Source organism: Pelagibacterium lentulum, from assembly GCF_003992625.1.
GTDB classification, from domain to species: domain Bacteria; phylum Pseudomonadota; class Alphaproteobacteria; order Rhizobiales; family Devosiaceae; genus Pelagibacterium; species Pelagibacterium lentulum.
The window spans coordinates 150,695-164,368 of record NZ_RZMW01000041.1; the positions used below are offsets into that span (position 1 = coordinate 150,695).

Genomic DNA, 13,674 nt, shown 5'->3' on the forward strand with positions numbered 1-13,674 from the left:
CCTGCTGGTTGCCGCTATCTTAGCCAAGCGGCGCACACAAATCGATCACGGAGACAAACAATTTACCGCTCGCCACGCCGATAGGGCTGCATCAGGGCCTGCGGCACGCGCGCGCGCCGTGCCATCACCACAAGGGCGGCGATTGACAGCAGGTAAGGGAACATCAGGAAGATCTGATAGGGAATGGCCCCGATCACGTTTTGCAGCCGCAATTGGAAAGCGTCGAAAAAGGCAAACAGTAGCGCGCCCAAAAGCGCCCGCCCGGGCCGCCAGGATGCAAAGACTACCAGTGCGATACAAACCCAGCCGCGCCCCTGCACCATGGTGGGGAAAAAGCTGTTAAAGGCCGAAAGCGTCAAAAACGCGCCGCCCACGCCCATCAACGCGCTGCCCGCCATCACCGCTCCAATCCGCACCGCAATCGGGTTCACCCCTTGGGCTTCGGCCCCATGCGGATTTTCTCCCGTCATGCGGATCGCAAGCCCCAGCGGGGTTCTGAAAATCACATAGGCCAGCCCCAGCGCCAATGCGATGCCCAGATAGGTCGGCGCTGTCTGGCTGAACAGTGCAGGGCCGAAAAACGGCAAATCGGAAAGGCCGGGAATAAAGATCGGCTGGAAGGGCGTGATCGTCGGCGGGGACGAGGCCAGCGGCACGGACAGGCGGAAAATATAATAGGAGAGCGAAGACGCAAAAAGCGTAATGCCAAGTCCGGTCACATGCTGGGACAATCCCAACGGCACCGTCAGCACAGCATGCAACAAACCGAAAAGCGCCCCGAAAAAGGCGGCCGCCATGATGCCGGTCCACAGGTCGCCGCCCGAATAAACCGTCAGCCAGCCGATCATTGCGCCAAAGGTCATGATGCCTTCGATCCCGAGATTGAGCACACCGGACCGCTCGCAGAGCAGCGCGCCCAAAGTGCCGAAAATCAACGGCGTCGCAATGCGCAGCACCGCACCCCAAAGTCCGGCTGAAGCGAAAATCTCAATGACGTCCATCAGCGCACGATCCTGTACTGGGTGAAAAACAGCGAGACCAGCATGGTCAAAAGCGAAAGCGCGACCGTTACGTCAGCAATATAGCTCGGAATGCCCAGCGCGCGGCTCATGGAATCGGACCCCACGAACATGATGGCCGCAAAAAGCGCCGCGGCGATCACCCCTATGGGGTGAAGATTGGCCAGCATGGCAACGATAATGCCCGAATAGCCATAGCCAGGTGAAAGGTCGCTCGCCACATAGCCGCGCACGCCCATCACCTCAATCGCTCCGGCCAGACCGGCCAGCCCGCCCGACATGCAGGCGACGATCACAAGCGTTCTCACCCAGGGCACTCCGGCAAACCGGGCTGCCGGAGCATTCAGCCCCGCGGCGCGCGATTGCAGGCCGAAGACGGTCCGCGCCTGGATGAAATAAATCGCAAAGGCCAACCCGATTGCCACAATCAACCCGATATGCACCCGCGTCCGCTCGATCAGTTTGGGCAATGTCGCCGCATCGACGACCGGCACGGAACTGGGCCAGCCAAACGCCAAAGGATCGCGCAGCGGGCCCTCGATCATCATCGAGACGAACAGCAGCGCCACGAAGTTGAGCAGCAGGCTTGTCACAACTTCATCGACCCCGAACTTGAGCCGCAAGCCCAGCGGCACCAATAGCATTGCCATCCCGGCAATTGCTCCGGCAGCCATCGCCATTGGAATAACGAGGACCGGCGGCCATCCGGCAATCCAGCTTCCCGACGCAAAGGCAGCCACCGCAATCGCGCCGATATAAAACTGTCCCTCGCCGCCGATATTCCAGACCTTGGCACGAAAGGCGACGGCAGCGGCCAGCCCGGTCAGGATCAGCGGGGTTGCGCGGGTCAGCATTTCGGTAAAGCCGAGGATCGAACCGAACGCCCCACGCAGGATCAGGCCATAGGCCACAAACGGGTTGGCACCGGCAATGGCGATCAGCCCGCCGGAAACCGCCAACGCCGCCGCAATGGCGATGATTGGCGAGAGGACTATCAGAGACAGCGGACGGTGTGGGCGACGTTCAATGCGCATGGGCCGGCTCCACATCGTCCCAGTCGCCCGCCATCATCAACCCCAATTGCCGCGGATCGGCCTTATCGGCATCAACCGGGGGTGACAATCGCCCCCCGGCAATGGCCTGAATGCGGTCGGCCAGCGATATGACTTCATCGAGATCTTCGGAAATCAGCAAAACCGCGGCCCCCGCTTTGCGTGCCTGTAATATTCTTGCGTGAACGGCAGCGATTGCGCCCTCATCGAGCCCGCGCGTGGGCTGGGCCGCGATCAGGATTTTCGGGTCGTCCATCAGGTTGCGGCCAAGGATCAGCTTTTGCATATTGCCGCCCGAGAGCAGCCTTATGCGCTTGTCCGGGTCGCCCCCACGCACGTCGAACCGCTCGACAAGCTGGCTTGAAAAAGTCCGCGCCGCCTGCCGGTCGACAAGCCCGGCCTTGCTGAACCGGGATGAAAACACCCTTTCGAGCACGGCATTTTCCCAGATCGTCATATCCCCGATAGCGCCCTCGGCGTTGCGATCTTCGGGGATGCGTCCCACGCCCTTTTCAATCATCGCGGTGACGCTGGCCCGCGTCACCGGCTCGCCAAAAACCTCAAACGTGCCGTCATCGGGCGCAACAAGACCCGAAACGAGGTGCGCCAGCGTTGTCTGGCCATTGCCCGACACCCCGATAATGCCCAGCATTTCGCCTGCCCGCAGCTCAAAATCGAGATCGGTCAGTTTGGTGCCTACGCTCACCCCGCGCGCTGAAAGCACCACCGCGCCCGGTGTCGAGGCTTCGCGCACCGGGCGCGCGACGCGGCGCCCGACCATCAGTTCGGCCAATTCGGCCCGGTCGGTGTCCTTGGCCTTGCGCTCGGCGACGGCCTTGCCGCCGCGCAGGACGACAACCCGGTCGGCAGCGGCCAGAACTTCATGGAGCTTGTGGGAGATAAAAATCAGCGAAAGGCCCTTGGCCGCCATTTCACGCAGGGTGGCATAGAGCTTTTCGGCTTCGATATTGGTCAGAACGGCGGTCGGCTCATCCAGAATCAGGATCTGCGCATCGTTATAAAGCGCCTTTAGGATTTCCACGCGCTGCTGCTCGCCCACCGAAAGGTCGCCCACCCGCGCATCGGGATCGACCTTGAGCCCGAAACGCTCGGAAATCTCCATCAGCTTTTTCCGTCCGGCGCGCGTATTGGAGCCAAGGCGAAACAGGCGCTCGGTGCCGGTCATCACATTTTCGAGCACGGTCAGATTGGCCGAAAGCGAGAAGTGTTGATGCACCATGCCCACCCCTGCATTGATTGCGGCGCGGGGTTTGCCCTGCGGCAACTCAACGCCCGCCACCTTCACCACGCCGCTATCGGGCGTATAGTGCCCGAACAGAATGCTCATCAGGGTGGTCTTGCCCGCACCATTCTCCCCAAGCAATGCAACCACTTCGCCCTTATCGAGCGAAATGGAAATATCGTCATTGGCCTGGGTATCGCCGAAGCGCTTGGATATGCCGATCAATTCCAGAACTGGCGTTTGGGTCATTGCGGCAATCCTGCAATCGGAAATGTGTGGCTCCAGCGCCCCTGCGCTTCGAGCTGGCTACCAATGGCGATCAGCAACGCCTCGCACCCCATGGGCGCAAAAATCTGCAGCGGCACCGGCAAGCCGTCCTCGTCTTGACCAAAAGGCAGGGTCAGCGCCGGTGCGCCCGCCACATTGGCAAGCGTCGCCAGCGGAGCAAATGCACTCATTTTGGCGATATGGCCTTCATAGTCGTCGTGATCGGTGGGGAAGTGGCCCAACAGGGGCGGAGCGGAACTCAGCATCGGTGCAAGGATCAGGTCAAAGCGATCAAAAAGGCGCCAGAGCGCATGGCTGACGGTCGCGATTTTTTCCATTGCGCGCCACAGCGTTGCCCCCGAAAGTCCGCGCCCATAGGCAATGGCCGCCTTTGTCATGGGCTCAAGCCGGTTAAGCGCCACGTCGCCTTCAAAAAGGCTGGCGAGATTGGCCGCTATGATCGCCTTAAACGTCATGCTGCTAGCAAGCGCCGCCTCTTCAATCTCGCCCCAGCCCAGCACCTCGATGCTGTGCCCGCTGTCTTGAAGCGCGCGTGCCGCCTCGGCAATCGTCGCACCGCGCGTATCGTCCAACGCAAACGCGTTGCCGAAATCTTCCAGCACGCCGATACGGTATCGGCCTTGATTGGCCTCGGCAAAATGGGGTTCGGGATATGGGCCTTTGGGTTGGCCTGCCAATTGGTTGAAAGCCACACCCGCATCGCGGATCGAACGCGCAATCACAAATTCGCTGGCGACCCCGCCAAGGTTATTGGCAAAGCCCGGCCCGCCGGGCATGGCGCCCCGGCTCGGCTTTAGCCCAATCAGCCCGCAACAGGCCGCAGGCACGCGGATCGAGCCGCCCGCATCGGTTGCGTGCGCAATCGCGACAATGCCGCTTGCCACCGCCGCTGCCGCCCCGCCCGAGGAACCACCGGCAATCCGGTCCGTCGCAAGAGGGTTACGGCATGGCGGCATGCCCAGCGGTTCGGTGGAAAGCGACAGCCCGAATTCAGGAGCGCTCGTGCTGCCGAACAGGCAAAACCCCGCTGCACGAAATCGCTCTGCCAAATCCGAATCGGCATCGCTTTTGGTTTTGTCGCGAAACCGTTCCGATCCAAGCCGCAGGGGTATGCCTTTAAACGGGCCACCGAGATCTTTCGCCAGGGTCGGCAGTCCCGCAAAAGGCCGGGTTCGGAACCCTATCGGATCGGCAGCCATCGCCGCGTCCATGGCTTCTGCCTGCGCCAGGCCCAGTTCGGGATCGAACACCGCAAGCGCGCCCAAATGCGTATTGGCCTCTGCCATTGCGATTGCCGCTTGCATGGCCTTGCGCGCTGAAATACGGCGTGATGCGATGGCGCCGCCAAGCGCCACCGCATCCGCCTTATTGCCATCTTTATAATGTGCAGCCATCAAGCCGGAACGGGCTTAGCTTGCAACGGGCTCTTCGAGATTGACCGGCACTTCAAAAGCACCGGACAGGATTTCAGCGCGCCGCGCTTCCATCACTTCTGCCGCCTCGGCGGGTACAAGATCTGCGTCATAAACAATGTCGCTGCCGCCATCGACCATCAGGTTGTCGCCCGTGTAATCGCGCCCGGTGGGGTTGCCTGCTGCAACATCGGCAATAGCGGCTTCGAGCATGGGCCGGAAGTACCACATGGCATTGGCAAACACCGTGCCGGGATAGCGCGGCGAGTAATCGATCAGTGAACCGACCGAGAGAATACCACGCTCCTGCGCCGCATCGGCTGTACCGATCCGCTCGCCAAACAAAATGTCGGCGCCGGAATCGATCTGGGCCAGCCCGGCTTCACGCGCACGCGGGGGATCAAAGAAGGTGCCAATAAACGAAACCAGATGCCTTACCTCCGGGTTGGTTTCGGCAGCGCCCGCCGCAAACGCATTGATCAAAAGATTGACTTCCGGGATCGGGATCGCCCCGACCGAACCCACAACGCCGGTTTCGCTCATCAGCCCTGCCAGCATACCTGCCAGATAGGCGCCTTCATGGTTCCATGTGGCAAACGTGCCGAAATTGTCACCCGAAGGCTCCCCGCTCGACCCCATCAGAAATGCGGTTTCGGGATAGTCCGCCGCAACTTCGCGCGCTTCGCGCTCTACTGCATAGGATTCACCAACGATCAACTGATGACCCGCATCGGCATATTCGCGCATGGCGCGCGCATAGTCGGTTCCCGATACGCCTTCGGAGAACACATATTCGATCAGTCCGTCCTCGGCAGCAGCGACGAGCCCGTCATGTAGCACCGAGTTCCACGCGTTTTCCACCGGCGAGGCGTGAATGCCGGCAACGCGCATCGGGCCTTGCGCGCGTGCCAGCGGCATCAACGCCGTCGATGCACCCAAAGCGAGGCCGGAGGCGAGAACACCGCGGCGCGTGAATTTGATCTGTGAAGCCATTTTCCCCTGTTCCCTTGTTTAATTTTGACCATATGGTCTAAAAATTATCTGACGCCTTGCACAAAACTTTGTCAAGCGCCCGCCCTGTCTAATTGTGCGTCACTGATTGTCAATTTGGGCAATAGGTGCATACGAAGCGCCATCCACAATTTCCGGGCGCCCCTCAAGATGCAGCCGTGCGACGCGCGGCGCCGTGTCGGCAATCACCTTGCCGCGCTTGATGACAAACAGCCGGTTGGCCTTGAGTCTTATGGCCTCTTGCGGGTCGCGTGCCTGCAGGATGACGAAATCGGCATTGCAGCCCTTCTCCAGCCCATAGCCCTCAAGCCCCAAAATCTTTGCGGAATTGACCGTCACCGCATCAAACAGCGCGCGCTTGTTTTCAATCGAGCCCATCTGGGTAACATGCAGCGCCATATGCGCCACTTCGAGCATGTCGCCAGAGCCCATCGAATACCAGGGGTCCATCACGCAATCATGGCCGAACCCGACCGTGATCCCCGCCGCCATCAATTCGGGCACGCGCGTCATGCCGCGCCGCTTCGGGTATGTGTCGTGCCGACCTTGCAGCATGATGTTGATGAGCGGGTTGGGAATGGCGCTGATCTGCGCCTCGGCCATCAGCGGAATGAGTTTGGATACATAGTAATTGTCCATGGAATGCATGGAGGTCAGGTGCGATCCGGCAACCCGGCCCTGCAAGCCGTGCCGTATGGTTTCGGCAGCCAGTGTTTCGATATGGCGCGAATTTGGATCGTCGGTCTCATCGCAATGGAAATCGACTGGCAGGCCGCGCTCGGCCGCGATCCGGCACAGCGCCGCGGTCGAGCGCGCGCCATCGTCCATGGTGCGCTCGAAATGGGGAATACCGCCCACGACATCGACGCCCATATCCAGCGCCCGCTCCAGCGCCTCGGCAGCGCCCGGCGCGCGGTAATAGCCATCTTGCGGAAAGGCCACCAGTTGCAGGTCGATATAGGACGCCACCTTTTCCTTGACCTCCAGCAGCCCTTTAACCGTCACCAGTTCGGGATCGGAAACATCGACATGGCTTCGGATCGCCAGCAGGCCTTGAGAAACCGCCAGATCGCAATAACGCAGCGCCCGCTCAACCACCGCTTCTGTCGTCAGCGTTGGCCGCAACTCGCCCCACAACGCGATGCCTTCAAGCAAGGTGCCCGAAACATTCATGCGCGGCAGACCCAGCGAAAGCGTCGCATCCATATGGAAATGCGGATCGACAAAGGGCGGACTTACAAGACACCCGCTCGCATCGATTTCCTCTCCCGCCTCAGCTGCAATCGTCGGGGCGATTTCGGCAATCGCGCCCGCGCGCACGCCAATATCGATGCCCATCCTTCCATCGGGAAGGTTGGCATTGCGGATAATCAGATCGAACATGAGCCCTGCACCGGTACTTGATTTTTGCGGGCACTTTGCGCGCCCGGCCTAAACCAATCAAGAGCAAGCCATGAAAAAGCTGCGCCTTTTCAGCACTATCGCGCCGCAACGCGACGGCGTGCGCCTAGGGTCAGGACCTAACGCCTTGGCAGCCCGGCGACGAAGTCGCCATAGTCACCGTTGCGGACCTCATCGAGAAGGTGCGTGAGATCGCCGATAGCGGTTTCGGAGCGGTCGATGCGAATATCGATTGCCGGATAAAGCTGGTCGGTCACGACCTTGAGCGCTGCGGAGAACGTACCGCGCTTGTCGCCGCCCGCCTGAAATCCCGATTGCATTGCCGCCATCATACGGTCGGCCAGCGCATCGGCTGGACGCGCCAGAAAGCCGGCCTCCATTGCCGCCAGAACATTTTCAGCGGTCAGCAGATTACCCGCAATGGCAAAGCCGTCTCCCAGGATCATGCCTGCATTCGGGCTGAGCGCCTTGCCGGTCCAGCCAGCGCATTGTCCCTCAGTGTCAATAACGATCAATTGCCGCTTTTCGCGCCCCGCATCGGCCTGAGTCAAACTATCCACAATGGCTTGCGCTGCCTTGCCTTGCGCCAGCATCGCCAGCCCGTCATAGGCGTAAAATGGGTTGGTATAGCCTTGCGTGGCCAACGCGCCCAACCCAGCGCGGGCATGAGGAACCAGCGCGCCCACCGCAGGTCCACCGGTTGCCGTTGCCACGCCGAACGCGCCACTAATCTTGTCTCTCGCGATAATCGAATAGGTCATATGCGGTGGTTGGCTCCTCGTTCTTGCGTGCTATTTATACTAATAAATATGTTGCGCTGTCTATTTATGCTGATAAATTAAATTCAGGATTGCTGCCCCTGCACGCAACTTGGGGGGGGCACGTCTGTCAAAGGAGGTTGTTATGAAAACTCTGCTACGAGGGGTAGCACTCGCAGTTCTGTTGGCGGCATCGCCGGCCGTCGCCCAGACCCCACCCAATGTTCTTGTCGTTGGCCAGATTGCCGAACCGCAATCGCTCGATCCGCATGTAGTCACTGCCGCAAATGATTTCCGTATTCTGATCAATGTATTTGAAGGGCTCGTCCGCTTTGCCGAAGGCACGCTCGAAGTCGAGCCTGCGCTGGCGACAGACTGGACCATTTCTGAGGACGGGCTGGTTTATACGTTCAATCTGCGTGACGATGTGACCTTCCATGATGGCACCCCGTTCAACGCAGAAGCGGTCAAGTTCACCTTCGATCGCATGCTCGATGAAGATCATCCCTATTACGACACCGGTCCGTTCCCGCTGTCGTTCTTTTTCGCCGATATTGCTGAAACCACCGTTGTTGACGAATTCACCGTCGAATTCACGCTCAGCCAGCCTTTCGCGCCCTTTATGAGCAATCTTGCGGGCACGTCGGGCGTTATCGTTTCGCCCGCAGCCGTTGCCGAACATGGCGAGGATTTCGGGCGTAACCCGGTTGGAACCGGCCCTTTCCGGTTTGAGGAATGGGCGTCCAACACCCGCGTTGTCGTCTCACGCAATGACGATTACTGGGGCGAACCCGCTGGCGTTGAAGCGGTTGTCTTCCGCCCTGTCACGGACGCCAATACCCGCGTTGCCGAAATGCTTTCAGGTGGCATCGACGTGATGGTCGAGGTTCCGCCCGACAATGTCGCCATGTTTAGCGACGATCCCGGCTTTACCGTGCATGACGCGGTTGGCCCGCATGTCTGGTACGTGATGCTCAACATGCTCGAAGGTCCGTTCACCGATGTGCGTGTGCGCCAGGCTGCCAATTACGCGGTCAACAAGGAAAGCCTTGTCAACGATGTTCTTCAAGGCACTGCCGATGTCTCGGCCGGCCCGATCCCGCCCGCGTTCAACTGGGCCTATAACGAAAACGTTGCGCCCTATCCTTACGATCCCGATCGTGCGCGCGAGCTTCTCCAAGAAGCTGGCATCGACGATTTGAGCGTCACCTTCTATGTCACCGAAGGCGGCTCGGGCATGCTCGATCCCATTCCGATGGGCACGGCCATTCAGGCCGATCTTGCCGCCGTTGGCTTTGACGTTTCCATCGAAACCTACGAGTGGAACACTTTCCTTGCCAATGTGAATCCCGGTCTGGAAGGCAAGGCCGACATGGCCCAGATGGCATGGATGACATCGGACCCCGATACCCTGCCTTTCCTCACCCTGCGCACCGCAGCATGGCCCGACGCGGGAGGGTTCAATTCGAGCTATTACTCAAATATCGATGTTGACGAAATGCTCGATCAGGCCCGTATGGATACCGACCCTGAAACGCGCGCCGCTTTGTATCGCGACGTCCAGCAGGTCGTCCATGACGATGCGCCCTGGATTTTTGTCGCCAACTGGAAGCAGAACGCAGTCACGACATCCAATGTCGAAGGCTTCGCCCTGCAGCCGGACTTCAATCTGGTGCTCAAGGGCGTGACGAAGAACTGAGGTCGATTGCTGTTGGTTTTCACCCCTCCCTCACCCAGAGGAGAGGGGGAACACAGCGGCAAAGATCTGGCACTGTTCCCCTTCTCCCCTTGAGGGAGAAGGTGGATCGGTCCGCAGGACCGAGACGGATGAGGGGTCTGCGGCACAGAACGCAGGCGCTTGTGTGTGCGGTAGAGAGACAGCACCAACGCCAAATGTCATTCCGGGGTTCATCCCCGGAATCCAGAAGGCAGGGCGGCGCAGGAGGACATAATGACCGGTTACATCATCAAGCGGCTTTTGTCCGCCATACCCGTCATCATCGGTCTTTCGATCATTGTCTTTGCCATCATGGCCCTGATCCCTGGCGATCCGGCCCTTGCCATTCTCGGCTCCTATGCAACGCCTGAAAACGTCGCGCGCATCAACCGCGACCTTGGCCTCGACCGGCCGCTTTACGAGCAATATTTCGTCTGGATCACCAATCTCCTGCAAGGCGATTTCGGGCGCTCGTTCATTCTCAACCGGCCGGTGATCGATGAGATCATGGACCGGTTCGGGGCAACGCTCATCCTAGCCGGGACTTCGCTGGTCCTGTGTTCGATCTTTGGCATTCTCGCCGGTGTGGTTTCCGCTGTCCGCCAGTTCGGCTGGACCGATCGCATCGTCACCTTTTTCGTTCTGATCGGCATTTCCACGCCCTCGTTCTGGCTGGGACTGTTGTTCATCCTCATTTTCGCGGTGCAATGGCGCGTCCTGCCCGCATCGGGCATGTATTCGGTTTATGGTGGAGGCGATTTGCCCGACCTTTTGCGCCACCTCGTGCTGCCCTCGATCACCCTTGCCATTGTCGCGACCGGGGTGATTGCACGCCTCACCCGCGCCGCCATGCTGGAAGTCTTGCGGCAGGATTTCGTACGCACCGCGCGGGCCAAGGGGCTTGCCGAGCGCAAGGTCATCTACAAGCACGCCTTCAAGGCGGCCTTTGTCTCGATCATTCCTGTCATCGGCATCCAGGCCGGGTTCGTCATGGGCGGCGCGGTCTATATCGAGACCGTGTTCCAGTGGCCGGGCATCGGCGCCATGCTGGTCAATGCCATCTCCACCCGCGACATCCTGCTGGTGCAGGGTGGCGTGCTGGTCGTGGCTGTCTCTTATGTCCTGCTCAATCTTCTCGCTGACGTGGCGCAGGCCCTTCTCGATCCGAGGCTGAAATCATGACCGAAGCGCTCGCGACGAAACCGCAGGTTTCCACAGCACGCCTTTCAAGCTGGGCGCTGCTTTTAAACAACAGGCTGGCCGCAGCGGGGCTGGTTATCCTCGGTATCATTTGCCTTTTGGCCATATTGGCGCCGCTCCTGCCGATCCCCAACCCCAACGCGACCAATCCGCCCAACCGCCTCCAGCCGGTTTTTTCCGACGGCCATTGGCTGGGCACAGATCACCTTGGCCGCGATATTCTGGCGCGGCTGATCTGGGGCACGCGCGTTTCAATTGCGGTCGGGCTTTCCGCCACCGCCATTGCGGCGCTTGTCGGTTCGCTGATCGGGCTGGTTGCAGGCTATGCGCGCGGGCGCGTCGACAACCTTTTGATGCGCGGCATCGATATGCTGATGGCCTTCCCCTATATCCTTTTGGCGCTGGCCATCGTTGCGGTGCTAGGCCCCAGCCTCATCAATGCGCTTTACGCCATTGCCGTTGTCAACATCCCGTTCTTTGCCCGTAACGTGCGCGGGGTGACGGTTGGTCTTGCCAATCGCGAATTCGTCGATGCAGCCCGGCTTTCGGGCAAGAGCCATACGGCCATTCTCTTTACCGAAGTGCTGCCCAATGTCGCCCCGGTCATCGTCATCACCATGTCGACAACCGTTGGCTGGATGATTTTGGAAACCGCCGGGCTTTCCTTTCTCGGGCTTGGCGCGCAGCCGCCACAGGCCGATCTCGGCTCAATGCTGGGCGAAGGCCGCCGTCTGCTGTTTAATGCGCCCCACGTCTCGATCATTCCGGGGCTTATGATCTTTGCGCTGGTGATGAGTATCAACCTTCTGGGCGATGGTGTGCGCGACGTACTCGATCCGCGCCTGCGCGCCGGCGATCTCACCCGCCCGCGCTCGGTGACCAATATCAAGCGCGACACGATCCCGCCCAAGACCATGCAAAGCTCCGACATTCTCGTTGTCGATCAGTTGGAAACCAGCTTCCAGCGTGGCCGCGCCACCATACCGGCCGTCAACAAGGTCTCGTTCTCGCTCAAAAAAGGCGAGTGCATGGGCCTGATCGGGGAGTCCGGTTCCGGCAAATCGGTCACTGCGCTGTCACTTCTGGGACTTGTCGCCTCGCCGCCTGGCGTCATTACCCATGGCGGGGTCTATATCGATGGCGAGGAAGTGCTCTCGAAAACCGAACACGGCTTGCGTGCGTTGCGCGGCGCGAAAGTTGCCTATGTGTTTCAGGACCCGCTTACAACACTGCACCCGCTGTTCCGTGTCGGCGATCAGATTGCAGAGGCGATTCTTGCCCATCAGCCGCTTTCACGCGATGCGGCGCACTCCCGCGCCATCGAACTGATGGAGCAAGTGGGCATCCGCGATGCCAAAGAGCGCGTTTCGGCCTATCCCCATGAGATGAGCGGCGGGCAGCGCCAACGCATCGGCATCGCAATGGCGCTCGCCAACGATCCCGACATTATCATCGCGGACGAGCCCACCACCGCGCTCGATGTCACCGTACAGGCCAAAATCCTCGATCTGCTGCAGGATTTGCGCCGCGAGCGCGGGCTGGCACTTTTGCTCATCACCCACGATTTCGGTGTGGTGGCCCAGGTCTGCGACAAGGTCGCCGTGATGAAAGACGGCGAGATCGTTGAAAGCGGGGAAACCAAAACCCTGCTCAAAAATCCGCAGCACAGCTACACCAAGAAGCTCATCGCCTGCGTGCCGGAACTTGGTCAGGGCAAGGCCTTTCTTGAAACCGTCCGCCCCCTGTTTGCGGAGGCAAAGCCATGAGCGCCAATGCCATTGTCGTAAAAGATCTTGTCAAAACCTTCGGCGGGAAGCGCACGCTGTTTGGCGGCACCTCCCATGCAGTCCATGCTGTCCGGGGCGTGTCCTTTGACCTCAAGCAAAACGAAACCCTCGCTATTGTCGGGGAATCGGGGTCGGGCAAATCGACCATCGCGCGCATGTTGGTGGGACTGGAAACACCCACCTCGGGCACCATGGAAATCGGTGGCGAGGATGCCGCTGCCTTGCGTGCGAAAGGCTCGCGCATTTTTGGCCGCATGGTCCAATATGTGTTTCAGGATCCGGTCGCCTCGCTCAATCCGCGCAAGACCATAAACGATATTCTCGATATCCCGCTCAAGCTGTTGCGCGAATATCCGCGCGAAAAGCGCCAGGCGCGCAAGCGCGAATTGCTCGATGCGGTCCAGATGCCCGCCGATACGCTCGAACGCTACCCGCATGAATTTTCCGGCGGGCAGGCCCAGCGCATTGCCATTGCCCGCGCGCTCGCCGCTGAAGCAAAAATCATGGTGCTGGACGAACCGGTCTCGGCCCTCGATGTGTCGGTGCAGGCGCAAGTCCTGCTCCTGCTCGACGATCTCAAGCGCGAATTCGATCTTTCCTACCTTTTCATCAGCCACGACCTTGCCGTGGTGGAATCCGTCTCGGATCGGGTGGCCGTCATGTATCTGGGCGAAATGGTGGAACTCGATACGGCAGCTAAGCTGTTTCATTCCCCGTCCCACGACTATACAAGGGAGCTGATCGCAAGCGCCCCGCGTCTGGAAAGCGCTGCAAGTTGACTGGCAC

At 60.0% G+C, this 13,674-nt stretch carries 11 protein-coding genes; 4 read left to right on the top strand and 7 right to left on the bottom strand.

Annotated elements, in window-relative coordinates:
• Positions 1–62: 62 nt before the first annotated feature.
• The 7 genes from EO133_RS14380 to EO133_RS14410 form a co-directional block, all read right to left on the bottom strand.
• Complete coding sequence (locus EO133_RS14380) at positions 63–1,001, bottom strand: ABC transporter permease (protein ID WP_371870900.1); 939 nt, start codon at positions 999–1,001, stop codon at positions 63–65.
• The gene (locus EO133_RS14385) at positions 1,001–2,053 is read right to left on the bottom strand and encodes an ABC transporter permease (RefSeq protein ID WP_127073339.1); all 1,053 of its coding nucleotides are present in this window, start codon (positions 2,051–2,053) and stop codon (positions 1,001–1,003) included. Before EO133_RS14385 ends, EO133_RS14380 begins: the two co-directional genes overlap by 1 nt.
• On the bottom strand, positions 2,043–3,563 hold the full coding sequence (locus EO133_RS14390; protein ID WP_127073340.1) for an ABC transporter ATP-binding protein: 1,521 nt from the start codon (positions 3,561–3,563) through the stop codon (positions 2,043–2,045). Before EO133_RS14390 ends, EO133_RS14385 begins: the two co-directional genes overlap by 11 nt.
• Positions 3,560–4,996 carry an amidase gene (locus tag EO133_RS14395; RefSeq protein WP_127073341.1) on the bottom strand — a complete coding sequence of 479 codons (1,437 nt, stop codon included), beginning with the start codon at positions 4,994–4,996 and terminating at the stop codon, positions 3,560–3,562. Before EO133_RS14395 ends, EO133_RS14390 begins: the two co-directional genes overlap by 4 nt.
• A gap of 15 nt (positions 4,997–5,011) precedes the next feature.
• Entirely contained in the window at positions 5,012–6,007 is a 996-nt protein-coding gene (locus EO133_RS14400; RefSeq protein WP_127073342.1) for a BMP family protein, read from the bottom strand.
• Between the two features lie 99 nt (positions 6,008–6,106).
• Complete coding sequence (locus tag EO133_RS14405) at positions 6,107–7,408, bottom strand: amidohydrolase family protein (protein WP_127073343.1); 1,302 nt, start codon at positions 7,406–7,408, stop codon at positions 6,107–6,109.
• Positions 7,409–7,545: 137 nt separating this feature from the next.
• Positions 7,546–8,187 carry a DUF1028 domain-containing protein gene (locus tag EO133_RS14410; protein WP_127073344.1) on the bottom strand — a complete coding sequence of 214 codons (642 nt, stop codon included), beginning with the start codon at positions 8,185–8,187 and terminating at the stop codon, positions 7,546–7,548.
• Positions 8,188–8,329: 142 nt separating this feature from the next.
• Between EO133_RS14410 and EO133_RS14415 the strand changes: the two genes are divergently transcribed.
• From EO133_RS14415 to EO133_RS14430, 4 genes are all read left to right on the top strand, one after another.
• Positions 8,330–9,883, top strand: a complete 1,554-nt coding sequence (locus tag EO133_RS14415) for an ABC transporter substrate-binding protein (RefSeq protein ID WP_127073345.1) — start codon at positions 8,330–8,332, stop codon at positions 9,881–9,883.
• A 252-nt stretch (positions 9,884–10,135) separates the two neighbouring features.
• Entirely contained in the window at positions 10,136–11,083 is a 948-nt protein-coding gene (locus tag EO133_RS14420) for an ABC transporter permease (protein ID WP_127073346.1), read from the top strand.
• Positions 11,080–12,867, top strand: coding sequence for a dipeptide/oligopeptide/nickel ABC transporter permease/ATP-binding protein (locus tag EO133_RS14425; protein WP_127073347.1), 1,788 nt, complete (start codon positions 11,080–11,082; stop codon positions 12,865–12,867). Before EO133_RS14420 ends, EO133_RS14425 begins: the two co-directional genes overlap by 4 nt.
• A complete protein-coding gene (locus tag EO133_RS14430) occupies positions 12,864–13,667 on the top strand; it encodes an ATP-binding cassette domain-containing protein (protein ID WP_127073348.1) in 804 nt (267 codons plus the stop codon). The genes EO133_RS14425 and EO133_RS14430 overlap by 4 nt, the downstream gene beginning before the upstream one ends.
• Positions 13,668–13,674 lie beyond the last annotated feature (7 nt).